This is a genomic window from Porphyrobacter sp. CACIAM 03H1 (assembly GCF_002215495.1).
In the GTDB taxonomy this organism is placed as follows: domain Bacteria; phylum Pseudomonadota; class Alphaproteobacteria; order Sphingomonadales; family Sphingomonadaceae; genus Erythrobacter.
In genome coordinates this window covers 2,990,560-3,014,430 of the sequence record NZ_CP021378.1, presented here as the reverse complement: position 1 = coordinate 3,014,430, position 23,871 = coordinate 2,990,560, and the positions used below count along the sequence as shown (strand labels likewise).

Sequence of the window (23,871 nt, the reverse complement as noted above, 5' to 3'; positions counted from 1 at the left end):
AGAAAGTTACCACTCCTTCACATCGTCTGCTGCTTCCGCACTCGCGCCCTTGGCGCCCTTGGTGACAGCGTCCAGGCGCGATCTTGAGCCGCCTGTCGTCTGGCGACCGCCAGCCTGAGCGCGCTGTACCTCATCCTTAATGGTACCGGTATCGACCTTAGGGACCTCAACTGGAGCTCCTCCGCCAATCTGTGCGCGCCCGCGCACTGAGCTTGGAGCAGTGACCGAAGGCCGAGAAACGGGCTGACTTGCGGGTAGCATAAGGCGATCTTCGATCCCGTCCCGAAGTTGCTCGGCGTAGCTTTCGATGAATTTGCCCTGCAGTGCTTGGCCTTCCAGGCTGAGCTGGAAAGCGATGTCGTCGAACCGCGCGGAGCCGTAGAAGTCGCGATTGCCCTCGATCTCGGCTAAACCCCAGTCTCTATAGGCTTGCGATAGGTTGAGGTTGCCGGCTGCGCTATCGCCTTCGAAGAATGACGCCTGGTTTTCGAGGCGATTGGCAAGCTCCTCAGCCTGTCGTGCTTCAACAGTGTAGCTTTGCGCCTCTGTCAGAGAGGCATTCAAGCCGCTTGCGGTGCTCGAGACTGATGAGCTTGACGAGGTGCTGACCGAGCGGACGAAGCCGTCGCGCGTGTTCGACCAGTTTCTGGTATCCGACATTTGAGACAGGCTCCCGAAGATCCGAGAACGGTCTTCCGAAGCAATGCCGATGTCACTGTCGGTCCAAGTCTTTGTACCTCCACCTTTCAATCCCACCTTAGCCGACGCCACTCCATTCGTCAGGCCAGCATTCGCACCGGCCTCGCCGCCAAGGAACCATGCAGTCGAGATATCATCAGCTGCCCTGCGCGATAGCCCGAACTGCCGCTGCAGGTTGGTTGAAGCTTGATCGACTTCGCTGAAAGCAGTCTGGATGCTGTCGGAGTTCGAGGTGCCGCTGGCGCTCTCGAAGGAATTGCCCTTGCTGAACTGGTCTCGGAGCTCGCGAAACCTGCTTACCGCGCTGCTTGTCGATTCCGCGGCAACGTTGGCGTAGGTCTCGCTGTTGGCACGAGCCTGCGACGCCATGGTCGACAGCCGCGACGTGAATTCCTGTCCGAGCGTCGGGGTGAAGGGAAAGCTCGAATTCGGGAGCTGATCGTAGCTTGCCTGCCCGAAGCTCGTGGTCACCGAGCCGCTATCGCTGACCGTGCGAGTCTGCGGCGCACCGTAGGTGAAGCTCGGCGCCACCGTCCCTTGCGCGAACTGGCGGGTTAGCACGCTCGAGTTTTCGAAGCTGGTGTTGCCGAGCGAGACGTTGCCGGTGCTCGCCTCTCGTGCCGCCTCTTCCGCCGCGTTCTGGCTCGGATTGAGGTAGCTCGTCGCATGGTGCGAGATTGCCAACGCTCCCTTGGCCACGCCGCCGGCGAGGAACGGGACCGAGGCGATGAGATATCCAGCCAGAAGTCCGATATCGCTGTTGACGTCGGCCATGCCGGTGAAGCTTGCGAGGCTGATGCCGTTCGCGCCCGTCGCCGCCGTCATGTCGGCCGCGCCTTTGACCATCAGCATCATATGGAGGATCACGAACAGCGGACCCCAGGCGGCAAGGTAGAAGAAGCCGGTTATGTAGCCCTTCAAGGCTATCGGTCCGGTCTTCGGCATCAGGAAGAGGGGGAAGAGTACGGGGAACAGGGCGTAGAACAGCACCGTGAGCACGATGTTGAGCAGCGGCACCCACTTCATGGCATTGCTGGCAATCGACCCATAGGTCCGCTCGGTCTGGATGTCGGCGCGGGTCTGGGCATAGACATCGACGTTACCGGCACCGCTGCTCGCCGACATCGAATGCATAGCCTGGCTCATCGCGTTGATGGTGAGCGTCTGCTTGAAGATATCCGTGGCGCTCGCCGAGACCCCGGTCAGGTACTGGTACGCAACCGGCAAATCGGCAAACAGCTTGGCCTTGGCAAGGGTCGTCGTCTGGTTGGGGTAGAGCTGACGTCCGAACACCATGCCCATGCTGTCGACGAGGTTCGCCCACTGGGCATTGAGCGCGCCATAAGCCTCGCGGCAGGTGACGATGTTGGCGGTCACCGCGCCTGTACCCGCATCACGGGTGAGAAAGCGCTGCGCGCGCGCCTGACTGCCCGGCGCGATCGTCGACCAGATGTCGCCGCTCTCGGCCAGTTCCTTCATCGAATAGCGGCCGAGCAGCACGTCGTAAAAGACGCATTGCCGGAAATGCTCATCGAGGTTGGCCGCGAATTCCGGGTCGGAGATGCGCAGCGAGCGCGTCGCATCATAGAGCCGCGCGCCGTAGATCATCCCGTTCTTCGAGTAGTTGAGATCACCGGGCAAGGCGAACACGACCTCGGCCGACCCTGTGAGGTAGTCGCCGACCTGGCTGGTGAAGCTCGCCATCAGCGCAAGGCCGAGCGGCACATTGCTGACAGTGGCTGGTGCAAGACCTGGGTTGATCCGGTCGGTGACGCGCACATCAAGCCGCGGCACCATCAGGCACGAATAGATCAGCGTTGCGCCAAGGAACCAGTTGATCCAGGCGCGCCAGTCCTGATTGAACGCCAGTGTGATCGCTGACAGGGCAAGGCCCATGACCATCACGACCTGAAGCAGGCTCTTGTAGCCGCCATTGCCGGTCCATGCCGCCACCGCCTGAAAGACGTTGACGAGGTAATCGCCGCCGCCAACCGTGAAAATCTCGACCATGGTGCTGCGCTCCTCGCGAGGCGGCCTTGCGGCTGGGTGTGGGGATTACTGGGAGAGCGCGCGCGACTGCACACCGCGCGACCAGTCGAGCGAAGCCGACATGCCGGGCGACATCGAGGCGGCGAGCACATTCTCGATGAAGGCGGTCTTCTCGATGATCTGCATGATCGCCCCGACCTTGAGGTGCGTGTTGGCCTGCCGGTCTGCCAGCGCCTGCCGCACGACATTGACCTGGCCTTGCCACATCGCGATCTTGGCTTCGTCGGCACCGATAAAGCTCGACATTGAGCGGCCGGATTCACTCACGATCCGGTCGAGCACCGCGAACAGCAGATCGACACTGGCGATCTCGGCGAGCGTCTCGCGGTCGTCAGTCGGCATGCCGCGACCATAGGCCGCCTGCACGGTCAGGATCTTGTAGAGCGGGATTGATGCGACCTGCAGCAGCTCCTTCTGCGCCTCGGTGATCGGGGTGTCTTCGCGGATCGCGTCCACCATCCCGGCGATGAGTGCCGCGACGCGTGGGCGCAGGGCCTTGGAAGCCGGCAGGCTCAATGGCTTGAAGCCGGGGTCGAGGCATTTGTCGGGCTCGTCGCAGTCGTAGATGAGCACATTGCTGCCGCCACCGGCACCCGGCGCGCCGTCGAGTAGCGAGGTGACGAGGGTCGAGGAGGCATCGCCAGCGATCGGCACGAACTTGCCTGGCTGATCGTCGGTGGGCGGGATGTAGATGATCGTGCCGAGCAGCGTCATCGCATATTCAGCGAGTTCTCGGTCGAAGTTGCCTCCGGGCGAGAAGAAGGCCGACTTCTTGAGGATCGTCCAGGTGTAGTTTCTGGCGACGCCCGGATTGACGTCGTCGTACTTGCCCGAACCCTGCGCCGTGGTGCTCGCCCGCTGGCCCCTGGTGCCGCAGCCATGCTTGGCTGCGGCATAGTCGGTGAAGATGCCTTCCGAGTTCCCGATCGCCTCGCAGATCGCCTTGTCAGCGAGGTCGCCCTTCGGCCATATCCCGCCCACCAGGCCCTGCGCCATTTCGCAGGAGTTGATGTTGAGGTTGTTCATGAGCTGCGCCTTTTGGGCAAACTCCTGCATGATTTTCGAGCACTCGGGGCAGACAGTGTCGATCGCGAGGCTGAAGGCGAACCCGACCGCGTTGTTGGCAACTGCCTTCATCATCGCCACGATCTCGCTGGCATTGATAAAGCTGAAGGAGCCGGCAAATATGTCGATGCCGCCGCAGCCGGCACGCGCGCGCGGCAATTGCAGGTTGGCAATGTTTGTCGTCTTCTGGGGGAAGCGCGTCCAGACATTGCCGAGGCTGTAGTAGCCTGCTGACTGACCCTCGAATGCAGTGGGGCCCGTGACGTTGGACGCCCCGCCGACATCATCGAGGAATGCGTCCATCGAGCTTCCGACATCGGCAGATGTGCTGGTGAGGGGGAGGGTGACGGCGAGCAGTGCGGCAAGAGCCTTGGCCTTCACCCCATGCCTTGGGGTGACGCGCTGATGTGACGGCTCGGGGCCGTTTGGTTGGCGCGAGGTTTCAGTAGTCACGGCCAGCTTCCTTCGATGTGAGGAGATAGATGCGGTCCTGAAGCTCATCGGCGCTCATCACGCCGTAGCCGATCGGGATGGGACGGTTCTTGAGCGCATCCCACAGCACAACCGCCGGGGTGATCTTCGGCTCGAGCCCGAGCCGCGTGCGCTGATTGGTCTCGACGGTGTATCCGGGGAAATGGCGCGACGGACCGCCATCGGTCGAGATCGCCCGCACCGTGATGCGCCAGCGCGATGACACGCCCTGAACGATCGGTGACATGACCTCACAGGCGCCGCAGCTCTGCGCGAAGAAGTAGAACAGCCCGTAGCGCTGCGAGAGCCGGGCCATCGCCGCATCGCGCTCCGCGCTGCGATCATCCTGCCACTGGCGCTTGCCGAGCGTCGAGACCGGGCGCTGCAGCGTGTAGTCGAGGTCGGGATCCTGCCAGATCGCGCGCTGCCAGACATCGCTGAACAGCGATGCCCGGTCGAGCTGCTCGCGCTGGAAACGGATATACGCGGTCACATTGGCCGGGGTGGGCTCGAGGATCGCCCTGGCCTTGAGCTCCCGCAAGGTTGCGGTCACAGCATCGAGCTGTTCGGTCGCACTTTCCGGTTGCTGCGGGTTTTCCGCCTGGGGCTTTTCGGGCTTGGGCCGGGCGCAGTAGAACCAGTAGCCGAGCTTGCGCTCCTGGCAGTAGAAGCTGTCCTGCTGCTCTCCGGTCTCCACGACTGGCGGTTCTGCGGCCCGCAGCGGCGTCGCCGCGGCGGCGGCAAGAAGGGCAATGCAAGTGGCGAGCGGCCGCAAGGCGGCCCTAGTTGCTGGCACGGGCATAGTAGTCCTCGATTTTCTGCTGGAGATCGCTGGCTGCCGTAAGATCGTCGGGAAGGCGAGCAGCCTCGGTGAACTCGGCATAGACCTCGCCGAAGTCCATCTGGCTGAGGTCGAGCCGGGAAAACTCGTCGAGCGTGAAGCCGCGGCATTGCTCGGTCTTGGGTTTGCCCCACGGCTTGTTCAGCTGCCTGCGCCCTTGCTCCTGCAGGATCCGCGAGAGCTTGGATTCAAAACAGCAATAGGCCTTCTTCTTGGTCAGGCAGACGCCGAGAAAGCTGTCCGAGCAATAGGTGCCGACGTACGCGCACAGGCCCTTGGCATCGCGCTCGTGCAGCAGCATTTCCTCGCGGCTGCAGCCAAGGCTCACAAGCAGCTGGATACCGGGGATCAGCGGAAAACCCTTGCCCTTGCAGCAATTGAGCACGCCGAAGACCTTGGAGGAGCAGGTGTTGCGGGTTCCCTTGAACAGGGTGAGCGTGTCGGGATCGAACTCGCGGCGGGCCTGGTCCATGGCATTGAGGGCAACAACGGCATCCTTGAACTCGTCGTTCGCCTCGCGCTCGATCGTCTCGCATGAGCCGTCGATGCAATAGACATCGCCGTCACAGATGAACTGGTTGGGGCTGCCGGGCTGATCGGGAACCGGGCAATCATAGACCCGCTCCCAGGTGCGACAGGGCTCGCCCGACAGGCATTCCTCGCCGACAAGTCTGCAGCCGGGCGTTGCTTCGAGTGCACTGCAATCCTGCGCTTCGACGAATTGAGCGCAGGTGAACTGCCGCTCCCACGCCCAGCAGGGCTGTGTCACGGCAACGCCATCGATGATCCGGGTGACCGGATCGCTGTCAGTGCAGGTTTCGCTGGTCTGGCGGCAGTTTCCGTCCGTTGCGAGACCTGAGCACTGCGCCTCGTCACGGTTGGTGCTCACGTTCCGCACGATGACGGTATCCTGGAGCGGGGCGCCCTGAACCGGGGCAGGGCAGGACATCACGCTGATCGGTGAGCCCGGTTCAGCACAGAACTCGCGGCCGCCGAAATTGGCCCACTGCAAGCACGGCCCGTCAATCCAGCCCGTCCGCTCGCAGCTCGCCGCATGAAACCGTGTGCAATCTTCCTCAAAGCCCGAACCGAATTCGCTGCACCAATAGATGTAGCGGGTCTCTGTCTCGACCGCGACGTTGAGCGGGATCGCACAACTGCGCGCCTCTTCGCTTGCCGTGTAGCCGACATTGCAGGTTGCCATGTAGCGCGCGCCCGTTCCGCCGCCAGGGGGCAGCGGGACGCAGCGGCCCTGCGAGCCGCTGACGCTCATGCCGCTGGTAAAGGCGAGCGGGTCGGCACTGATCTGCCCGCTGTGGGCAACAACAGCTTCGAGGTCCTCGGGCGTGAAGCGCGCGCGTCGCTCCATGGAATCGCGCATGGTGCGATAGCCGGTGTTGGCATTCGCCTGGCTTGCCGCGTCGCGCTCCATGCGCGCCGGATCATCGAAATAGAGGGCTTCGGACGGCGCGCTGCTGAAGTTCGGGATCCGGTCAGCATCGGGGCGCGTGGTCGCCGCGCTTTGTGCAGCACCAGCCTGCTCGCGCCCGAATGCCTTGCCCTCGGCCTTGGCCGCCTCGGTGGTGCTGGTGCCCTGAGGCGTAGTCTGGGCCTGTGCGGTGGGTGCAAGGCACGCGATGAGGACAGCGGGAATGATGAGGAGCCTGCGCATCATGGTCCGGTCCTTTCAAGGCGGCCAAGATATTGGGAAGCGATGCGCGCAGCCGGGCCTTGTCCCCGCGCGATGGTTTCGAGCGCGAAGGCCGGTTTCACATTGCCGCTGATGCGATCATGCGGCGGGACCGTCGTCTGGCAGTCGAACCCGTCGCACAGGTCAAAGTCGCTGCTCGCGACCACATAGGTCGGGACAGCGGTCACATTGAAGGCGCGGAACAGGCGGGGGTCGATCCCCACCTGTCCCAGCGCGTCCTGATCGAGCGCGAGCTTGCCGAGCGCCTCGGTGAAGGCCTTGGCGCTGCCCTGCGGAAACCCGCGCAGCGCGACGACCCCGCCAGCAGCATTCACGTCGCGGATCATCTGTTTGAGAGCAGTCGGCGGCATCGACAGCGACGCGAAGGCAATAAAGCGCGGCGCTTTGCCGAGTTCGCTGGTCGCCATTGTCCCGGCATCGACCACCATCCGATCGAAATCGAAGATGTCCTGCGAGGGTGGCTTTGCCGCCGCTCTTGCCGCCTTCGTGTAGTTCTGGCCATGCGCCTTAGCCGCCCGCGCATTGGCATCGGCCTCTTCCATAAGGGCCTTGGCCCGCTCCCGCGCAGTGGCAGCCAGCGCCTCTGTCTCGCCCGCATTGGTCTGAGCCCTCGCGCGAATGGCAGCGAGATCGAGCTCGGGCTCGATCGACTGTGCGGCGGCACCGGCAATAGCTGCGAGGCTTACGAGGCTCGCGAATACAGCAAGATGAAAGGGCTTCTTCATAGCGCGCAGCAATTCCGTTTGCGCCAGACCAGGTAGCCCATGTCCTCGCCAATGGCGGGATAGACCTGTCCTGCTGACATGAAGGTGGTGGAGGCCCCGATCGGCGCGCAGGCATAGCGGCCCTTGGTCTGCGGATTGGGGTTGGTGGCCTGGAAGCGGTATTGCTGCTTCCTCATCACCGGCATGAGGTACTTGCCGCACAGTCCCTTGCTGCCCATCGTGCCCCAGGCGACGAGCTGGCGGTGCAGCTTGTAGGAGAAGCGCGACAGGGCAAGGCGCGAGGCCTGGACATGGCCGATCGTCGCCGAGACATTGCCATTCAAGGGATACATCGTGCCCTGGCACCCGGCGCACCAGAACAGATCATCGCTTGGTAGCTTTGACGTCGCAGCGACGCAGTCGGCGGCGCAGGCGGCCAGTGCCAGCGGGTTGGCGAAGAGCACGCTTTCGGGATTGATGATCGCGGTGAGCTCGCTGTCCTGCCACAGCGGATCGATCTCGCTCACATAGAGAATGTCGACCGAGCCTGCCTCAAGGCACAGGAAATCGGCGACGAGCTCCATCCAGTAGATCAGCGGGTAGGCGTACCAGTGGACATGCCACTGCGAATGGTACTGGGTAGCGCCGCCCACCGCCGAAGGCCCGGCTATGGTCTTGAAGCCGATATCGAAGCCGGGATCGATCTTCATCCCGCCCAAATTGACGAAGCACCACGGCTTCATGCTGACATCGGCAAGTCGCACCGGCTCCCAGAAGCCCATCGCGATCCCGGGCCGGATACCGCACAGGCAGACCGGAAGATCCGGGTTGTCGGGGTCCGGACGGTTCGATGGCCAGATCTTGAGGCTGCCAACCGAGATTGGGAACAGGCACGACCAGCAGATGTCGGTGATAGGGTTCACGAACTTGCCCGTGCACTTGCCCGGACCTGCATCGGCGCGCGCCGGCGCGCCGAGGCCCAGCATCAGGAGCGCGCTGCAAATCCACGTCAGGAAACGATTTCTCCGGGTCATGATGGCTTGCGCTCCCGAGGTTTTAGAGGAACCTCGCTGACGCGCAGCACGCGGCCCTGCTGCTCGACCACGGCGGGTACCGTGTGGATACCGAAGTGCTTCACGAGCGTCCCGCCCTGGTCGAAATAGAAGCGGCGCTGGCGGGCTTTCATCAGTGCGAGAGGCGCGCCGCGCACCAGAATGAACTTGGCCGATGTGGTCCCATAGCGCTGGCTCGCCCAGACGATCTGCGCCGGGTCGTCGCCGTCGAGAAACACCAGCGAGCTGCGCAGGCGCACAGTGTCGAGCGGATTGACCCGCGTGCCGGCCGCAATGATGATGCGGCCCTTCTCGTCAGCGATGTCCCGGTCGGCGCTGATCGTCGGATCGAAGTCCCAGCTCCTGGCCGTCACGGCGTTGGTGATGCCCGCGACCGGCTCGGGACGATTGACCCGCGCGATCGTGCGTTGCTTCAATTGCTCATTGAGCCGCGCGGTATCGCCGCTCTTTTCAAGGTGGGTCAGCCGCGCTTCGATCTGGGTAAGGAGATCGGGCTCGATGACGGGCCAGAGCGTGCCGTGCTGGCCATAGTCGCGCGCGGCAGCAGGCACGCTGCAGGCAAGGCATAGCGCGGCGGAAGAGAGAAGCGCCTTCACAGGATCGGCCTCCCGACCCCGAGGATGCGTGATTTGCAGACCCATCCGATCGCCGCATAGCGGCTGTCGAAGCTGTCCTTGTGCGGCGTGGTGACGAAATAGCAGCCCTTCGGCACTGTTCCGGTTGGGCCCAGCGCGAGCGCCTCGCCGCGGCGGCTCACCGGTTTGGCCGTCGCCACGAGGTGTCCGTTGACGAAGAATGCGCGGTCCTTGCGGGTTACGTCATCGCCGGGCATGCCGCTCACCATCTTGCCGAAGGGCTTCGGCTCCTTGCCAAAATGCGCTTGGAGCAGCGGCGAAGGCGGCGGGACGAACAGGATGATGTCGCCGCGCTGCGGGACCGCGCCTTTTGTGGTCCAGAGTGCCCAATAGGGCAGGCTCGGGCTCGCATTGATCATCAGCGCATGGCCCTTGCCAAAGGCACCGAGCGCCGTGACCGCGAGCGCACCTGCGCCAAGGCCTGCAAGCAGCACAAGGCGGCGCGCGGTGGCCGAACGGGTGAGGATCTCAGGGCTGCGCATCGCGAACGCCTGCCACCCGCCGCGCCACATCGGCGCGGACACTTTCGGTAAGGTCGGGCGCACTGCCCGACACAACTGCTTCCGCGACCAGCACGGTCCGACCGTCGCGGCCCAGCGCCTCGACCGAGGCTTCGACCGCCTTCAGGTAGAGCTCGACGTTTTGCTTCGTCTCTTCGGGCGGTCGCCCGGCGCGCGCCTCGGCTTCGATGAAGTCGCCCATGATGCGGCTCAGCTGAACCGTCACCACTTCGCGCTTCTGCAGCGTAAGCAGCGCCTCGGTGGCCCAGACACCCCAGAGGGTCGAGCCGATCATGCTTGCTCCGAGCACGAGGGCAATCGGGTTGATTGCGGGCAGCCTGCCGCGCAGGCTCTTTGTTGCCAATATGTTCTTCACGACTTTTCTCCCGAAAGCTCGTTGTTCAGATCACGCAAAAAGCGCGGCAGGCGCCAGGCGATCAGGACCGTGGCCAGCCCGATCAGCACGACCTTGACCTCGCCAAGGAATGCGACCTGCCGGGCATGATCGGCTGCAAGGAAGCGCTCGGCGATGTTGGCGAGCTGCGCAAACAGCAGCCCAGCGTCCCCGCCGGACAGGGCAAGGAAGAACAGCAGCGGCACGCCCAGGGCCATGAGATAACTCGAGGCGATAAAGCCGCTGGCCTTCAGCGCGATGAAGCATAGGTCGCTGGCGCGCTGCCGCCACGTGCGTTTGGGCGAGGATGTCCCCGGTGCTGTGTCTGGCTGGGGGAGCTCCGGTGCTTGATGCGCCGGGTCGACGAGATGGAGTTCCATGCTTTCTTGGGTCCCTTGTGATGTTGTGAGGGCTATTGTTCAGGACCGGCCAAAGGCGATTTGCTCGATCGCGTCGGCCAGCTGATGCCCGCGCGCGACTTCGGCATCGATGGCCGCAAAGGTCTCGGGCGAGCTTGAGAACAGGGTGGCCGAGTACTCATCGAGCACCAGTCGGCCGATCGCTTCCACCTCGGGGCCCTTGATAAACACCTCGGAATAGTCGCTCCCCGAGCGCTTGAGGCTGCGGATCAGCGTCTCTGTCCGGTCATCCATGTCGAGGCGTTTGCTGGCCTTGAAGTCGGCGATGGTCTCGGGCTTCTGCTGGAGGATCAGCATCCAGTCGCTGTTCTCGAGCGCGGCCGTCGCCCCGTCGGACTTGTAATAGTCATTGAGGGACTGGGTCGCGGTCGCCAGCGCGCCGCCATATTTGCGGCAGGTGCGGGCATAGGTCTCGACGAACTCGCCCATCGACCCACCCTTCAGCATCGACCATGCCTCATCGATCAGCAGCAACTTGCGCACCTGGCGCGGGGTGCGGGTCATCGCCTGGCTGGTCATGAACATGATCGCCGAGAGCACCACGGCACGCAGTTCCTCGCGCGCCGAGAGGTCGGACATCTCGAAGACCGTGAAGTCGCTGTCGAGCGCAAGGCTCGCCTCGCCCTCGAAGAAAGCGCCGTAAGTCCCGCCCGCCATGTAGGGGGCAAGCGAGGTCGCAAGATCGCTCGCGATTTCATGACCGACGCTGGCAAGCGCTTCGCCGACGCTGGTAACGGTGGCGGCGCTGCCAGCCTCGTTCCACACCGTGTTGACCGCGCGGTCGATGAGCCCCCGCTCGATGTCGGTGAGCTTCGCCGAGTGGCGCGCCATCTGGCCGATGATCGCCTTCACCATCCCGAAGCAGTCGAGCCGGTAATCTTCGTCCTCGGCCGCGCGGTCGGCATCAATCATCGAGAAGGGGTTGAGGCAAAAGCCCGCCTTCATCGTGAATTCGACAAAGCGGCCGCCCTGGAGCTTGACCGAGTGCTCGAAGCTGCGGCCATCATCGATCACCACCACCTGCGCCCCCGCACCGCGTAGCGCGGCGCACATTTCCTGAAGCAGCACCGATTTGCCCGATCCCGACTTGCCGCAGATCGCGACATTGTGGTTACCTGCCTCGTTCTCGAAGGGGGACCAGAAGAAGGGTTGCCCGCGTCTGCCGATGAACAGCAGATGCGGATGCGCGCCGCCGAGATATTCGCCCTGCATTGGCGCCATGTTGGCGGCGGTGGTAGAGAGGACGGTCTTGAAGCGCTTGAGGCGCTCCATATCCGTCGCCAACCCGTCGGCCAGCGTCATCGGCATGGCAGCCAGTAAGCCCTGGATCTGCAGGAAGCGCTCGTCGGCAAGATCCCAGCCTGCCGCCTTGTAGATCGACTTGATAGCGCGCTCGTCGGCATCGCCGCGCCCGACCGGCGAAAAGGTCGTGAGGCCATAGAACACCCGAACGAGCCGGCGGCCTTCCTGCAGTTCGGCCTGCACATGCTGCCATTCCGCCGCCTGCTCGCCGATCCGCGGCAGGAAGCGCGCGCTGCGCGTCTCGGCAAGGCTGGTGGTGCGCATGAACTTGAAGCCTGCCTTTGCGACGGCCGCTTCCTGATCGGGATAGACGAGACACAGCATGGTCGCTGCGGGACAAGGAAACCGCAGCTTGTCGGTGAAGAGGTCGCCGATCAGCCGCGCGCATTCCCACGGAGCCCAGCGCGACGGCGTGTTGCGCACGCCGAAGTGGCGGACATCGAAGGCGTCGGGGTAGATCGTGCCGATCTCGGGCACGCCGTCGTGAAGCTTGCCGGTCGGCCGGAATCGCTCGGTGGCAAGCCGCATCCGGTCTTCCTGCACGATCAGTTCGATGTCGTGGCGGATTGCTTGCGCCGCGATTGCGTCGTGCGGATTATAGGCAAGGGCATCCTCCTGCGGCGCGGTGGTCGGGGAGGTAAGGTCATCGATGATCGCGATGAGGGCTTCGGGCCCGACCTCGACGACGCCAAGATTGAGGGATTTGAGCATGGCGACAAGACCGTCGCGGGTCTGCCGCAATTCCTCATTGCTGACCGCCTTCGAAGCGGGAACGCCAACCGATACGATCACCTGGTGGTGGCGGGCATGGAAGGGCGCATTGGCCGAGCCCGATTGCCACACCAGGCCATAGAGGCGCCTTGCGCGGTGGCGCGCAATCGCCTCATAGACCCCGCCCTGCAGATAGCGCGGCGCAAACCACGGCGCGATGATCCGGCTGATGCGCGGGGAAGCAAGGTGCAGCACCTGCAGGCACGCCCCTGGTGGAAGGCCTTCGGAGAAGAACTGCCCGAGGATCTCGCCCGTGCGCTCTTCGGCCCCGATCAGCGGCGTCACCGACAGCACAAACCCCTTGGAGCGTGCGTTGAGGTAGAGCCGGTTTGACGGATCATAGACCCGGTACGGCAGCCAGTCCGAGAGCTGATCAATCATCAGGGCAGGGCGCGCCGGTTCGGAATGCTCGGCATCGCCCAGAAGCCCTGCAAGGACCCGGTCCACGATCATGTTGAGGCGCTGGGCCATCAGTTTTGCTCCTTCTCGGGCGGTTCGTTGCTGGTGGCTGCGCCGCGCTTGGCCGCTTCGATTGCCTCGATGCTCGGGTAGTTGAGCGGCGCGCGGGTGTTGGAAAGCCGGGGGGCTGGGTCATGCGGTGACGCGGTCGCATGGAGCCCCCCGGCCACCGGTGCATCGGCACCGGTCGCAGTCTCGTCCGCCGGGGAGGGGGATACCGGCGGCGAGACCAACGGGAAGAGATCGGAGTGGTTGTCGGGCTGAATGAGGAGTTCGACATCAGGGGCGCTGCGATCCGACAGCAGCGCGCTGGCCTCGCCCATGCCGTCAGCCGTGAACAGATTGTCTTTCTGCGCAGCGGTTTGCGCCGTGGCCTGCACCGCTTTCAGCTGCCGCTTCAGTTGTCGCATCAGCGGTGGTGTGGCCTGATCGCCGGGCTTGCGGCGCAGCTCCGCCGCCCAGCGCGGGTTCTCGATGACGGCCCAGGCGACGGCCTCGTCGTGCAGCGTTCCCGCCTCATCGACCCGCGCCGGGAACACGATCCTGAGCGTGCGCTCGGATGTGCGTGACCGATCGCCCGCAGCGACGGCCATTGCCGGGCGCGTGGCGTGGAGCGGGTTCTTCTCAGTGGTCATGTCGTTCGTCGCGCGGGCATCAAGGACATGCGAGGGCGCGCAGTTGCCCTTGGGTGCCCGGCACTGGAACGATCCTTCGACATTGGTGCCAAAGGTCGCGCAGGCGCTCGCCATCAGGGCAAGACCGGCGCATGCGAGGAAACGGAAGGGGAGGCGCATGGGTCTATCCTTTTGTCTTGGGGGTGAGCGCCGGAGTGGAGGGACGCAGGAATTCGAGGAGCACGGCTGCCGGGCGGTAGCCCTCGAGCACTGCGCCGTCGGAAGGGCGAACGAGGACCGGCGTGCCGGTAAAGCCATTGGCCTTGGCGAAGGCCTCGTTGGCATCGAGACCGCTGGTGTCGCAGGGCTTGGGATTGACGAGCGCGCCGCCCGAATAGGCGAGCCGGAGCGAAAGTTCGGGGCGGGGGGCGCACAGCACGCGTTCGGCGTCGCGGCGGCTTTCGGCCCCGAAGATCGAGATCGGCCGTTCCTCGACGCGCGCGCCGATCGCTTTGAGCTCCTCTTCGAGCTTCTTGCAGTAGCCGCACTGGAAATCGGAAAAGACCACGACCTTGGGCCCGTTCACAGGGCCCCAGGTGACCGCGCCATTGGCCGGAAGACCCCCGAGCGATACTTTCCTGGGCGCAGTGCGCGCCGCAGCCTGGGAGGCTTTTTCGGTCGTGGCAGACCGGGGCGCACCCGCCGTCAGGAGGTCAGGGTTCAGTTCAAGCAGCCGGGCCGCCGTCAGATCCTGACGCGCCTCCATGTCATAGACCCGCCCGATCACGAGATAGCGCGCCGCCCGGTCGACGTAGAACAGCGTCGATTTGGAGGCGACTTCGCACAGGCCGCCGAGACCCTCGCAGGCGATCTGGTCGATCGGGGTCTTGGGCAGGCGCAGCTTGAGGGCGGCCCGTACGGTATCTGTATCCGGTGCCTTCATGGGCGAGGCGAGGCTGGCGACAGCCCAGCCTGTCGCCGCCGAAAGGGCGATCACCCCGGCGATTGCGGCTGCAGGCTTGATCCAGCGCATGCGCCGCTTGTGGGGGAGGGGGGTGGTTTCAATGCTCATTGGGAATTCCTCACGAAGACGCCGTCGAGAAACACGATCTCGACCGCGATGCCGGTCGGCATCTCGACGACGGGTTGGTATTGTTCGGCCCGCTCGATGAGGTAGCGGCTGACCGTATCGGCAGCCTCGCCCGCACCCTGACCGAGGCCGCCCGCCAGAATGTCGGTGGCCGAGAGCTGCTGGCGCTGCTGGCCCGTGCCGACCTGGCCGGCAAAGATCCCGTTGGCGTTGGCCGAGAACCCGCGTCCGAACCCGCCGACAATGCCGGCGAGCAGCGCCTGGCTGACCAGATTGCCTTCGCGGCTGACGACGCGTCCGCGCACACCGGACTTGCCGGCAAAGCTGATGAAGCCCTTGACCTCGCTCACCGCAACCCGGCCCCCGGGCTGGTCGCAGGTCATGCGGGCAAGCTTCACATAAACTTTCTCGGACGAGAGATCGCCGCGCGCGGCGCCATTGACGATGCAACCTTCGATCCGGGTGGTCAGGACCTTGCCATTCTGCATCACCGAGCGCGCTGGGCCCGTGATCCGCAGCACCACCGGGAGCGGATCGGTCTGGCTCGACACCCCTGCCGAGGCATCGACGCCCACGATCACACGCGCCGGCGCATAGGAATTGGGCGGCAGATAATCGGGCGAGTCCTCGACCACCACGGGCGGGGTCTCCGGGCGCGCCGTGCGCGGTCCAGCAGGGCCTGCCTTCTCCGAGGCAAAGCTCATCAGCTTGACCTCGCCAGGCGCAAAGGCGGGCCCGGCGTTCTCGGTCGTTGCACTGACTGACCGGGTGTTCGCTGCCGCACCGCCGCGGGCGTCGTAACCACCCGCCTGCGGGCCATAGGCCGGAGGCGGTGCAGCAGGGATAGGGGCGGGCGGCTGACTGGCAAGCCGGGTTCGGAGCTCGGCATTCTCCGCCGAGATCGCATCGATCGCTGCCTGACCGTCGGTGCGCATCGCCTGGTTTTCGGCCTTGAGCGCTGCGAGCTGCTCTTCGATCTCGCTGCGCGGCACGCTTGCATCGCGCAGCGCCTTCTGCTCGCGGGTCACCGCATCGATCCGGTTGCTGTAGGTCGCAACGAACTCGCGGTTGGCGAGATCGCGGTTGACGATGCCGGCCGTATCGATCGTCTGCGCGGCATCCGGATCACTGCCGGCGGTCTTGTCGTCGCCGCCAAGAATGAACCAGCTACCACCCACGAGGACGAGAGCGCCGATGGCGCCCATCAGGAGCTTCTGGCGACGCGCGGTGCGGGCGTTGAGCTCGGTGACCGGCGAGGGGACAGGGTGTTCCGAGTGCACGTCATGCGAGGCAGGTGCGGGTGCCGTATCGCTCATTGTTCGGACCCTCCGTTCGTGCCGACGATGAAGGCCGTCGTGCTGCTGCCAGGACCAAGCACAGGATTGACGATGGTCACTGCCAGCGTGTCGGCAGGGGCAATGTCGCGTTCGGCCAGCGTCACCTGCGTGGCGCCGCGATTGGCGATGCGGATGACCTTTCCGGCAAGGCTCGCGCCCCGGTAATCGGCGATCAGCTGGACCTCGAGATCGCCCACGCGTGCAGGCGGATTGGCAGACTGCCGGACCTCGAAGCCTTCGACAGCGCGGTCGTTGGCCATCGCCTGGATGAGGCGCACTGCGCTGGTTGAAAGCGGGGTCTCGCGCTCCCAATCCGCCGCCTTGCTCTGAGCAATGGCCGGGTTGGCGATGAAGACCTGGACCGCCGGGATCGGCTCGATCTTGCAGGCAAGCTTGTAGACATAGCCCTTGCGGGTGGTGGCAAAGAAGCTGATCGCCCGCGCCGCAAAGGTCTCGGGGACCGAGACGTAGACGTCGCCGCGCAGCGGCTCGTTGGTCACCGCGAAATCATTGTACGGCGTTCCGCTCGAGATCTTGGAGACGCTGGCGAACTGGTCGTCGATCAGCGCAAAGCGGGTGAGCTCGCGCGCCGAAACCGCGCATTCGATGCTCGAGCCGTCGGCGGCCTGCCGGAACTGGTCTGCTGCCTTGGCGCTGGTGGCGCAGAGAGCGAATAGCGCGGCCGAGCAGAGCGCTGCGTGGTGACTTCGACGTGGGGATTGGCAAGCCATCAATTGGCCTCCTTCATCTGTTTGTCGGTGGGAACCTGGGCAAACCCGGCGAGCGCCAAGCGCAGGCCGCGATAGGTCCAGTGGAAGCGGAACCGGCGATCATCGCTGGCGATGACCTGCGCGCCCACAAAGGTCTTGAGCGTGCCGGTCACTTCCGAGGTGAGCGCCTTGGGATCGACCGTCATCGAGCGGATCACGAAAGCCTGGGTGACGTCCGAGCCGCGCTGTTCGGCAACGATCCGGACGAGATCGGCCTTGAGCTGGCCGTGGCTTGCAGGATCGGCAAGCTTCAGGATCTCGGCCATCCAGTAGTCGAGCCCTTCCGGGCTGCGATTGAGCAGCACGAGCGCCGTATCGCGGGTGACGAGCTCGAGATAGTCCGCCTCGACCCCTGCACTGCTGACGGTCAGCGCGCTTGGTAGGGTCGGGAGCAGAACGACCTCGCGATCCCTTGTGGCGGCGAGGCCAGCGGTGATCACCAGCGCAATACCGAGGCCCGCGCTGGTCAGCGCAAAGAGGTTGCGCTGGCGCAGCAGCGTCTGCTGTCGCTCATGAGAAATGTCGGCAAACATGGGGCTCTCCCCTCAACCTGCAAGCAGGCGGCAGTGGGAAGGCGGCGTCGCCTTGAGCCCGAGAATTCCGGCCGGCAGATACCAATATGCGGCATGGGCTACCCAGGAGCTGGCGCGTCCTGCTTTTGCCTTTCGCAGCGCGAACCAGGCGCCGAAAGCAACGATAATGCCGATAAAGATATGCTGGCTGAGAATGCCCCAGGTGAAGGGGATGATCATCCCGGCAAACTCGTCGATGGTCCAGAAGCCGATCAGCTCCGGATCGTCGAGCCTGCGCGGGATGATATAGGGGTCCTTCATGGCGATGCTGCCTTCCCGTGCCCGATGCGTCAGATGACCGCAGTCACGACCGAGGTGACGATCGGAACACCAGTGCCGACACCGATGCCGACGCCCACCGGGACAGCGACCTGCCCGAGCGAGAAGCGCCCCGAGGCAAGGCCGATGAGGCCGCCCGCCAGGCTGAGGACGGTGATGATCTTGCCGCCCGAGCCTTCGAGGAAGTTGGTGAACTGGGTGAGGGCAGGATCGAAGGTGGTGTCGGCGCCGGCATAGGCTGCGCCTGCCGCGAGGCAGGCGATGAGCGCAGGGATGCCAAGTGCCATGGCCCGGTCGAACTTCGATGCGCGCTGAGCGGGTGCGGCAGCGCGCCGGGGGAGGGTGAGGGACTGCATAAGAGAACTCCGTCTGGGAGGGTGGATCAGCGTTCTTGCGTTCGCTGTGTGTTCTCTATGCATCTAGGAAATGCGTGTAGGAAGTCTGGCGTGCTCAGACTGATCTGCTCCGGACATATATGGACGCTTCGAACTGGGCCTGGCCAGATTCTCCAACAGGATCAGTGGCTATGATGTGGACGATGGTCGATACACATCGTTCAAGCTGTCGGCATCCATCGACGAATCGTGTCCTATGATGAGCTATCCTAGAAACGAGATGTTCTATCTATGTTCTTATTTCTTTCTTATGCGCCGCGTGCACGATATGCCTTCGACTCACATGCTCAAAGACAGGAGTCGTCGCCATGCATCAGTCTGCCCATGATACGAATGCCAGCCTTGCGCGCGTCATCACGCACGCCATCGAAACTGCCGACAAGCCGAAGCACCAGATCGCGAGCGAGGCCGGGATCCACCGCGAAACCATGTTGAAGGTCATGCGCGGTGAGCGCGCGATCAGCATTGACCGCGCTGTGCGTCTATTCGAGGCCTGCGGGGTTTCGCCCCATGCCGTCATCCTGCTAACCTTGGTAGGCGAGGAGGCGCTGGCCTGTGAGTGGATGCACCGTGAAATGGGAGCTTTCCTCGATGAGTTCATCACCAGCCTGCCCGGGCAGCTCGATCGTACTCTCGGACGCCGGGTGGATGACCTGAGGCCGCGTTGGGCTAGCGGCACCTCGCAGCTGGTGGCCAAGCTGCTTTCCCGGCATATCGACGACCTCGCCAATCGAGATATTGCCATGTCACTGACGCGCTAAAGCGGTTCAACTCGGAGGGGGCCAGGCAGACAATTTGACAGGACAGGTCAACGACCGTGAATACTGAACAATCAGCAGGCCAGCCCCCGCGCCTCTTGCGGCTTCCTGAAGTCATGGACAGGGTCGGCTTGCGCCGGTCCGCAATTTATCAGCGCATGAGTGAAGGACGCTTTCCCAGGTGCCGGTCTCTCGGGGCTAAATGTTCTGTCTGGGTAGAGTCCGAGATTAACGAATGGATTGGGTCTGTTGTCGGGACTGAAGATTAGCAGTAATCTGTCAGTGGGCTATAGGATCGCATGTTAATCACTATCCCGCCGACCAAGTTTCTTGGTCGATCACGCGGCGGCTTTACAAGCAAAGCATAAACCCGCCGCGACAGTCAGTGACTGCTTCTCGGCTCCGTCCCGACCGGCAGGAAGACTTTAGATTACGCCGCAGCCGAGCCGCCGATGAGATCCCGGTCGCATTACGCAAGGCGACGCCGGCTGACAAAAGCGATCACGGTAACCGCTTCCGTAAGAGCCTTCTGATCCCGGGCATTCTGCCGATCGTCGAACTCCGCTCAAGCGGCAACGCGCCCGGGCATGCCGATTGTCGCCGCTACCGGGGCCGCAATCGCTTCGTGCGGATTTTCGGCAAGCTCAAGCAATAGGGCCATATAGCTACTCGCTCCGACCTGCCCATCTTCCTTTCAGAGCGTCGTCGACATCGCCGGCCCGCGCCTATGGCTGAAGCCCATGTACACAGCCTGCCCGTGTGAGCACGAAAATCTAACTAGTTCAATATTGGTATGGCCCGAGTTGTGCTGGCCCGCCATTGTCCTGATACGCCATCCTAAAGCAATCTGAGGCATCGATGCACCTGACACGACACCTGCTGTTGCGCCTCGGCATGCTGGCGTTGGGAATGCTTGCGCTCGCGGAGGGGCCCGCTGCCCACGCTGACAGCGCCTGCGGGGCTGGCCAACGAATGGTTGGCGAACAGACACTGGTCAGCGCGGCTGGAACCACCCGTATCCCCGTTTGCGCGCCAGACGAGACGAGCATGCCTGCCGGACAGGCAGCCGCTCCCGAGATTCCCAATATGCCGCTAAATGCCGCGCTGGCCTGGGGCAATTTGCCCGATGGAACTCCGGCCTATTTCTATGTCACGGCACGGCTCAATTCATGGGGTGCAATGAAAGAGGCGGTCGCTGGTTGCGAAGCCTATGGCGCGCTCAACTGCCGCGAAGGGCTGACCGTTGCCAATGGCTGGCTTGGTGTCAGCAAAGCGGCAGACGGCAGCTACTTCGCCGCCTTCGCGCGCAAGAAATCGGAAGCTCATAAGGCCGCCATCGCCCGCTGCGCCCGTGAAGCGAGCGGCTGCTCCGTTTCAGAAATAATCCGAACGAGTTGATGGGGTGAGCGTTTTTCCTGAGAAGTTCATGCGAAGTCTCGGCCTTGGGCTGGCATTGTTAGCCATGCCGGCCATGGCACGCGCTGATATTGGGTGGGTCGAAATCGATGTGACCGGGGCCGCGCCTGAACGGGTTGTGACTTACATGGATCTCGGTAGTCTCAGGCTGCAGCACACGATCCAGCAGGCAGATCTGCTCGCTAATGCTCCGGCTGACAGTAACACCGCCGCGCTGAGCCGGGAACTCTCGAAGACCAACATCTGGGTCTTCAACGTCATGCGTGTGTTCGAAGGCAATCAGCGTACTGTCGAGCTGCGCGACATACATGACATGCGGATGACGATTGATTGCGCCAGCGGCGCGCTTTTCACAATTCGTACTGATCGGATCCGCAAGGAATCGGACTCCTCGAAGCCACCTGCCAATCGGGCGGAAAGCTTCACACGGATCGAGGAGAACCGTTCGGTGCCGACCGGAGAGCGGTGGCACAGTGTCGTGTTCAAGAACGCTTGCAACCAGATGCGCTGGCGTTCCGTCGGAACAGGGCGCACCTGCCTTGACTGGCAGATGGAGCCGTTGGGTATGGAATGCATCGGGATACCGGATCTGGATTATCTTAGGATGATGGCCGGTTACGCGATGAACGATCCGGCACAAAATAAGCGCGTTGGCCGATAGTAATGCGGGCCCCATTGCCCGCCGCTGTGGCTGCGATGCTGCTGTGCCCAGCACGGAAGATAGCGTTTTGAATTTGTCGCTGATCGAGTTGTTGTAGCTCACGCGCAACTTCGGTGTCCTCCGAACGACCGGTGCTTTTGATTTCGGAGGAGTTGCAGAAGGTCAGAATGAACCGGCTGGAGAATAGAGACTGACATGACCTTCCTTTTGAACCAGAATGCCCGCTCCAAGATGGCAGCCGCGACGGTCTTCGCGCTTGCATCCTGTGATGCTGATAATCCGCAATTCGCTGCCGAGCCCACCGATATGATAGTAGCGGCACCGAGCCCGGCTCGACAACCGAATACAGCAGGAGCTGATGGTGCCGATGACCGGCACATTGATGCAGTAACGGAGTCGGATCGCTTGAGGCTCGAGATGGCGGCCGGAGCGTGTCGGAACAGGGATTTCCATGCGTTCTTTCAGGCCTTCGCCGGTTCATCGGCTGTTCGCGCCATTTATACGGCGACCTCAATCAGGTTCGGCGAGGTCGGAAAATCCCGCGTGATTACGCGCAAGCAATATCAGGAGCAGAAGCATTTTCCGCTAGCAACGATCGACAATTACCTGGTTACTTCTGAATCGGCCATGCTGTTCAATATGGAGGGCCAGGATCCTTCAGCTCTTCGCTATACGCAGGTTGAGATCAACCAATCTGACGATAGCCGGGTGCGCGTGGATTGGCTCCCCGGCATCTTCGAGACGCATCTGACCCCGCCGCCTGAAGACTTGCAGGAGGGCCCTGGCGACCTAGTCCAGGAGACGGGATCGGGCGGCTATCTGCTCTTTCGCCCGGCGTCACAGTGCTGGGAAATGATCGAAGACATCAATAATCCGCCGCTCCAGTTCTGATTGGCGAAGGCGCCTCAGGGCCAAACGAAGCGCGTGGCGGTCTTCTCCAAGCCATGTGGCCCACGCCACGATCAAAGGCTGTCAGGTTTCACCCGGTTCGAGGCCAAGATTGTTGACATGACGCCGCACATGAGAAGAATCTTTCTTGTGGCAATGCTTTTGCCGACCGGATTGAGCGCGTGTTCGGCAGATTCAACTTCTGAAGTGAGAGATGAAGTGGATGGCTATCTCACGCCGGACATGAATCGCGAGCAAGCCATTCACGCGGTGCGCCAGGCGGGTTTTGAATGTTTGAAGGCGTCAGGATCAGGCGACGAGGTCTCGGAAACGCGCTGCAGCCGCACCAAGTCCCATCGCCTGCTCGCATCCTGCGTTCAGCACGTCATGCTGCTTCGATCAACCGATCTGGCAAAGGGCCTGGTTGTCATAGTGCCCGAGCCTGTATGCACCGGCCTCTGAACATCTCCGGTCAGTGGCGCGACAGACTTCATGAACCCGATCCGACGCCAGGCATCGGCGTCTCGCGCGCCTCGCCTTCTAGACCCCAACCAGTCGCTTCGTCTCAACTTCTGAGCTTACCGTGCCATTCCCGGCGCTGACTTTCACCGTTGTCGTCAATGTAAAGTTACCGCGCGCCAGATCCGCAAATTCGGACATCAGATCCTGTCAGGCATAGCTGCTCGAAGCTCGTTGCCCTGGGCCTGTCGACAAGTGGTGGAATTGGGAAGATGCGAGACCGGCTGCGCGTACCACCACCCCGCGCGCCGCTCAAGATCTTCGCCAAGGCGCCGATCGGCGGCAGGGCTTGTCGGTATGAAGCCGACAAAGTCCTTGGTGGCTTCGGCAGCCTTCGTGGTTCCGATCTGCCCTTACGCCCTCCTCGTCTGAGCCGGTCAATCGCCAGAGTCTCCCGGCAATTGAGCGTCGTCCGTTTCGGCTTCACCCAACTGCCTGACGTCGAGCCGATAGGTGGTGATGTAGTCGTAGCTGCCTCGGCAAGGATACATGCTCGCGAAGTGAACGAGCCTGAATTTGCCGTCGACCCATACGAATTCTGACACTTCGCCGCAGTCGGCCAATCCTCTCCCACGGCCAAAACTGACCAGCCGACGCTCCTCCTCGCTCCAATCGAGGTCGGGCAGTTCGGGGCGGTTTGCCATATTGTTACCCGGATAAGGCCAGAACTCCGCCTCGCGTGCATCGCCGCTTTCATCGATTACGAAGGGCATCCGCAAGGGGTTGTAGCCCCCACAGGAGGTTGGCAGGATCAGGAGGGTCTGGTCGGCATCGAGGCGAAAAAACCTAGGCGGTTCCTGGGCCGACATCTGTGTGTACCTCTGGCAGGGATCGAGCGCGCGCAATGCCTTGAGGTCGTCATCAGAAAGGATCACAGGTGGACGCGGCGATGGGGGTTGAACCACGATGGTCGGACGTGGCGGTATCGGTGGTGCTATGCTGTAGTCCCATCGTCTATCCCCGGGTGCGGCCATCGAGGATACCGTACCCGTACGATACTGCTCGGCGTCGATGTAGGACGCGGCGGCTCGCCATCCGCGAAGCGAGGCGGAAGCTATGTCCTGACCCTTATCGTCGATCAGCGCGATCCTGGAAGCGATGCGCGCAGCGTCTACGATCTTCTGCGAGGCGACTGCATCAAGATTGACCAGACCATCCGAGCCTGAAACCGGAATGCCGAGGTTCCTGCCATCGATGGCGATCCCGGCGATCCTGGCGGCCGCGCGACGATCAGCTTCTCCGACCAGCGCCATTTGGACCACGGGTGCACTTCGGGGGGCTGGCAACGCCTTAATCGATACGGAAAGGGTGCCATCGCCGATAGGACCCTCGAGGCTGCCATCAGGGCGTTCCTCAGGCAATGACGTGGCATGGCAGGCTCTGTGATTGTCACAGCCCACCACCCAGTCGCCGAATTCCTTCAGGTCGCCCACGGCAAAGGGTGCCGGAGCACTCATTCCGAGTAGGACGGATGCCAAC

The 23,871-nt window shown here is 63.2% G+C and carries 25 protein-coding genes; 6 read left to right on the top strand and 19 right to left on the bottom strand.

Features of this window, described 5'->3' with window-relative positions:
* Positions 1-6: 6 nt before the first annotated feature.
* The 18 genes from CBR61_RS14330 to CBR61_RS14245 form a co-directional block, all read right to left on the bottom strand.
* Complete coding sequence (locus CBR61_RS14330; protein WP_088914986.1) at positions 7-2,709, bottom strand: conjugal transfer protein TraG N-terminal domain-containing protein; 2,703 nt, start codon at positions 2,707-2,709, stop codon at positions 7-9.
* A gap of 45 nt (positions 2,710-2,754) precedes the next feature.
* Entirely contained in the window at positions 2,755-4,116 is a 1,362-nt protein-coding gene (locus CBR61_RS14325; RefSeq protein ID WP_233996976.1) for a conjugal transfer protein TraH, read from the bottom strand.
* Positions 4,117-4,255: 139 nt separating this feature from the next.
* The gene (locus tag CBR61_RS14320; RefSeq protein WP_088914984.1) at positions 4,256-5,086 is read right to left on the bottom strand and encodes a conjugal transfer protein TraF; all 831 of its coding nucleotides are present in this window, start codon (positions 5,084-5,086) and stop codon (positions 4,256-4,258) included.
* Complete coding sequence (locus CBR61_RS14315; protein ID WP_088914983.1) at positions 5,067-6,800, bottom strand: conjugal transfer protein TraN; 1,734 nt, start codon at positions 6,798-6,800, stop codon at positions 5,067-5,069. Before CBR61_RS14315 ends, CBR61_RS14320 begins: the two co-directional genes overlap by 20 nt.
* A complete protein-coding gene (gene trbC, locus CBR61_RS14310; protein WP_088914982.1) occupies positions 6,797-7,561 on the bottom strand; it encodes a type-F conjugative transfer system pilin assembly protein TrbC in 765 nt (254 codons plus the stop codon). The genes CBR61_RS14315 and trbC overlap by 4 nt, the downstream gene beginning before the upstream one ends.
* Positions 7,558-8,574, bottom strand: coding sequence for a conjugal transfer pilus assembly protein TraU (gene traU, locus CBR61_RS14305; RefSeq protein WP_199797439.1), 1,017 nt, complete (start codon positions 8,572-8,574; stop codon positions 7,558-7,560). Before traU ends, trbC begins: the two co-directional genes overlap by 4 nt.
* The gene (gene traW, locus CBR61_RS14300) at positions 8,571-9,209 is read right to left on the bottom strand and encodes a type-F conjugative transfer system protein TraW (RefSeq protein WP_199797438.1); all 639 of its coding nucleotides are present in this window, start codon (positions 9,207-9,209) and stop codon (positions 8,571-8,573) included. The genes traU and traW overlap by 4 nt, the downstream gene beginning before the upstream one ends.
* Positions 9,206-9,730: a S26 family signal peptidase gene (locus tag CBR61_RS14295; RefSeq protein WP_088915641.1), complete on the bottom strand. Its 525-nt coding sequence runs from the start codon at positions 9,728-9,730 to the stop codon at positions 9,206-9,208. The genes traW and CBR61_RS14295 overlap by 4 nt, the downstream gene beginning before the upstream one ends.
* Positions 9,717-10,112, bottom strand: a complete 396-nt coding sequence (locus tag CBR61_RS14290) for a type-F conjugative transfer system protein TrbI (protein ID WP_233996748.1) — start codon at positions 10,110-10,112, stop codon at positions 9,717-9,719. Before CBR61_RS14290 ends, CBR61_RS14295 begins: the two co-directional genes overlap by 14 nt.
* Before the next feature lie 8 nt (positions 10,113-10,120).
* On the bottom strand, positions 10,121-10,522 hold the full coding sequence (locus CBR61_RS14285; protein ID WP_088914978.1) for a hypothetical protein: 402 nt from the start codon (positions 10,520-10,522) through the stop codon (positions 10,121-10,123).
* Positions 10,523-10,561: 39 nt separating this feature from the next.
* Positions 10,562-13,105, bottom strand: a complete 2,544-nt coding sequence (gene traC, locus CBR61_RS14280; protein ID WP_088914977.1) for a type IV secretion system protein TraC — start codon at positions 13,103-13,105, stop codon at positions 10,562-10,564.
* Positions 13,105-13,887, bottom strand: coding sequence for a conjugal transfer protein TraV (locus CBR61_RS14275; RefSeq protein ID WP_088914976.1), 783 nt, complete (start codon positions 13,885-13,887; stop codon positions 13,105-13,107). Before CBR61_RS14275 ends, traC begins: the two co-directional genes overlap by 1 nt.
* 4 nt (positions 13,888-13,891) lie before the next feature.
* Positions 13,892-14,779, bottom strand: coding sequence for a DsbC family protein (locus CBR61_RS14270; RefSeq protein ID WP_088914975.1), 888 nt, complete (start codon positions 14,777-14,779; stop codon positions 13,892-13,894).
* On the bottom strand, positions 14,776-16,113 hold the full coding sequence (locus CBR61_RS14265) for a TrbI/VirB10 family protein (protein WP_088914974.1): 1,338 nt from the start codon (positions 16,111-16,113) through the stop codon (positions 14,776-14,778). Before CBR61_RS14265 ends, CBR61_RS14270 begins: the two co-directional genes overlap by 4 nt.
* Positions 16,110-16,865 carry a type-F conjugative transfer system secretin TraK gene (locus CBR61_RS14260; RefSeq protein WP_088914973.1) on the bottom strand — a complete coding sequence of 252 codons (756 nt, stop codon included), beginning with the start codon at positions 16,863-16,865 and terminating at the stop codon, positions 16,110-16,112. The genes CBR61_RS14265 and CBR61_RS14260 overlap by 4 nt, the downstream gene beginning before the upstream one ends.
* Positions 16,865-17,437 carry a type IV conjugative transfer system protein TraE gene (locus tag CBR61_RS14255; protein WP_088914972.1) on the bottom strand — a complete coding sequence of 191 codons (573 nt, stop codon included), beginning with the start codon at positions 17,435-17,437 and terminating at the stop codon, positions 16,865-16,867. The genes CBR61_RS14260 and CBR61_RS14255 overlap by 1 nt, the downstream gene beginning before the upstream one ends.
* A gap of 12 nt (positions 17,438-17,449) precedes the next feature.
* The gene (gene traL, locus CBR61_RS14250; RefSeq protein WP_088914971.1) at positions 17,450-17,737 is read right to left on the bottom strand and encodes a type IV conjugative transfer system protein TraL; all 288 of its coding nucleotides are present in this window, start codon (positions 17,735-17,737) and stop codon (positions 17,450-17,452) included.
* A gap of 29 nt (positions 17,738-17,766) precedes the next feature.
* Positions 17,767-18,111, bottom strand: coding sequence for a hypothetical protein (locus tag CBR61_RS14245; protein ID WP_088914970.1), 345 nt, complete (start codon positions 18,109-18,111; stop codon positions 17,767-17,769).
* A gap of 347 nt (positions 18,112-18,458) precedes the next feature.
* Here CBR61_RS14245 and CBR61_RS14240 point away from each other — a divergent pair, with 347 nt between their 5' ends.
* The 6 genes from CBR61_RS14240 (at position 18,459) to CBR61_RS16930 (ending at position 22,335) form a co-directional block, all read left to right on the top strand.
* Positions 18,459-18,911, top strand: coding sequence for a helix-turn-helix domain-containing protein (locus tag CBR61_RS14240; protein WP_088914969.1), 453 nt, complete (start codon positions 18,459-18,461; stop codon positions 18,909-18,911).
* A 56-nt stretch (positions 18,912-18,967) separates the two neighbouring features.
* Entirely contained in the window at positions 18,968-19,177 is a 210-nt protein-coding gene (locus tag CBR61_RS14235) for a helix-turn-helix transcriptional regulator (RefSeq protein ID WP_088914968.1), read from the top strand.
* Between the two features lie 589 nt (positions 19,178-19,766).
* On the top strand, positions 19,767-20,306 hold the full coding sequence (locus CBR61_RS16935) for a DUF4189 domain-containing protein (protein ID WP_157696621.1): 540 nt from the start codon (positions 19,767-19,769) through the stop codon (positions 20,304-20,306).
* A 4-nt stretch (positions 20,307-20,310) separates the two neighbouring features.
* Positions 20,311-20,985, top strand: coding sequence for a hypothetical protein (locus tag CBR61_RS14230; protein WP_157696620.1), 675 nt, complete (start codon positions 20,311-20,313; stop codon positions 20,983-20,985).
* Positions 20,986-21,180: 195 nt separating this feature from the next.
* On the top strand, positions 21,181-21,876 hold the full coding sequence (locus CBR61_RS14225) for a hypothetical protein (RefSeq protein WP_157696619.1): 696 nt from the start codon (positions 21,181-21,183) through the stop codon (positions 21,874-21,876).
* Positions 21,877-21,909: 33 nt separating this feature from the next.
* On the top strand, positions 21,910-22,335 hold the full coding sequence (locus CBR61_RS16930) for a hypothetical protein (RefSeq protein ID WP_157696618.1): 426 nt from the start codon (positions 21,910-21,912) through the stop codon (positions 22,333-22,335).
* Between the two features lie 434 nt (positions 22,336-22,769).
* On the opposite strand, the gene CBR61_RS14220 is transcribed toward CBR61_RS16930, so the two are convergent.
* A complete protein-coding gene (locus CBR61_RS14220) occupies positions 22,770-23,825 on the bottom strand; it encodes a DUF1176 domain-containing protein (RefSeq protein ID WP_157696617.1) in 1,056 nt (351 codons plus the stop codon).
* Between the last annotated feature and the right edge of the window lie 46 nt (positions 23,826-23,871).

Excerpts from the sequence above, each read along its gene's own strand:
- CBR61_RS14285 (WP_088914978.1), bottom strand. The coding sequence starts at position 10,522 with ATGGAACTCCATCTCGTCGACCCGGCGCATCAAGCACCGGAGCTCCCC.
- traL (WP_088914971.1), bottom strand. The coding sequence starts at position 17,737 with ATGAAGGACCCCTATATCATCCCGCGCAGGCTCGACGATCCGGAGCTG.
- CBR61_RS14275 (WP_088914976.1), bottom strand. The coding sequence starts at position 13,887 with ATGCGCCTCCCCTTCCGTTTCCTCGCATGCGCCGGTCTTGCCCTGATG.
- CBR61_RS14225 (WP_157696619.1), top strand. The coding sequence starts at position 21,181 with ATGACCTTCCTTTTGAACCAGAATGCCCGCTCCAAGATGGCAGCCGCG.
- CBR61_RS14330 (WP_088914986.1), bottom strand. The coding sequence starts at position 2,709 with ATGGTCGAGATTTTCACGGTTGGCGGCGGCGATTACCTCGTCAACGTC.
- CBR61_RS14325 (WP_233996976.1), bottom strand. The coding sequence starts at position 4,116 with ATGGACGCATTCCTCGATGATGTCGGCGGGGCGTCCAACGTCACGGGC.
- CBR61_RS14240 (WP_088914969.1), top strand. The coding sequence starts at position 18,459 with ATGCATCAGTCTGCCCATGATACGAATGCCAGCCTTGCGCGCGTCATC.
- CBR61_RS14245 (WP_088914970.1), bottom strand. The coding sequence starts at position 18,111 with ATGCAGTCCCTCACCCTCCCCCGGCGCGCTGCCGCACCCGCTCAGCGC.
- traC (WP_088914977.1), bottom strand. The coding sequence starts at position 13,105 with ATGGCCCAGCGCCTCAACATGATCGTGGACCGGGTCCTTGCAGGGCTT.
- trbC (WP_088914982.1), bottom strand. The coding sequence starts at position 7,561 with ATGAAGAAGCCCTTTCATCTTGCTGTATTCGCGAGCCTCGTAAGCCTC.
- CBR61_RS14265 (WP_088914974.1), bottom strand. The coding sequence starts at position 16,113 with ATGAGCGATACGGCACCCGCACCTGCCTCGCATGACGTGCACTCGGAA.
- CBR61_RS14270 (WP_088914975.1), bottom strand. The coding sequence starts at position 14,779 with ATGAGCATTGAAACCACCCCCCTCCCCCACAAGCGGCGCATGCGCTGG.
- CBR61_RS14295 (WP_088915641.1), bottom strand. The coding sequence starts at position 9,730 with ATGCGCAGCCCTGAGATCCTCACCCGTTCGGCCACCGCGCGCCGCCTT.
- CBR61_RS16935 (WP_157696621.1), top strand. The coding sequence starts at position 19,767 with ATGCACCTGACACGACACCTGCTGTTGCGCCTCGGCATGCTGGCGTTG.
- traU (WP_199797439.1), bottom strand. The coding sequence starts at position 8,574 with ATGACCCGGAGAAATCGTTTCCTGACGTGGATTTGCAGCGCGCTCCTG.
- CBR61_RS14260 (WP_088914973.1), bottom strand. The coding sequence starts at position 16,865 with ATGGCTTGCCAATCCCCACGTCGAAGTCACCACGCAGCGCTCTGCTCG.
- CBR61_RS14255 (WP_088914972.1), bottom strand. The coding sequence starts at position 17,437 with ATGTTTGCCGACATTTCTCATGAGCGACAGCAGACGCTGCTGCGCCAG.
- CBR61_RS14320 (WP_088914984.1), bottom strand. The coding sequence starts at position 5,086 with ATGCCCGTGCCAGCAACTAGGGCCGCCTTGCGGCCGCTCGCCACTTGC.
- CBR61_RS14315 (WP_088914983.1), bottom strand. The coding sequence starts at position 6,800 with ATGATGCGCAGGCTCCTCATCATTCCCGCTGTCCTCATCGCGTGCCTT.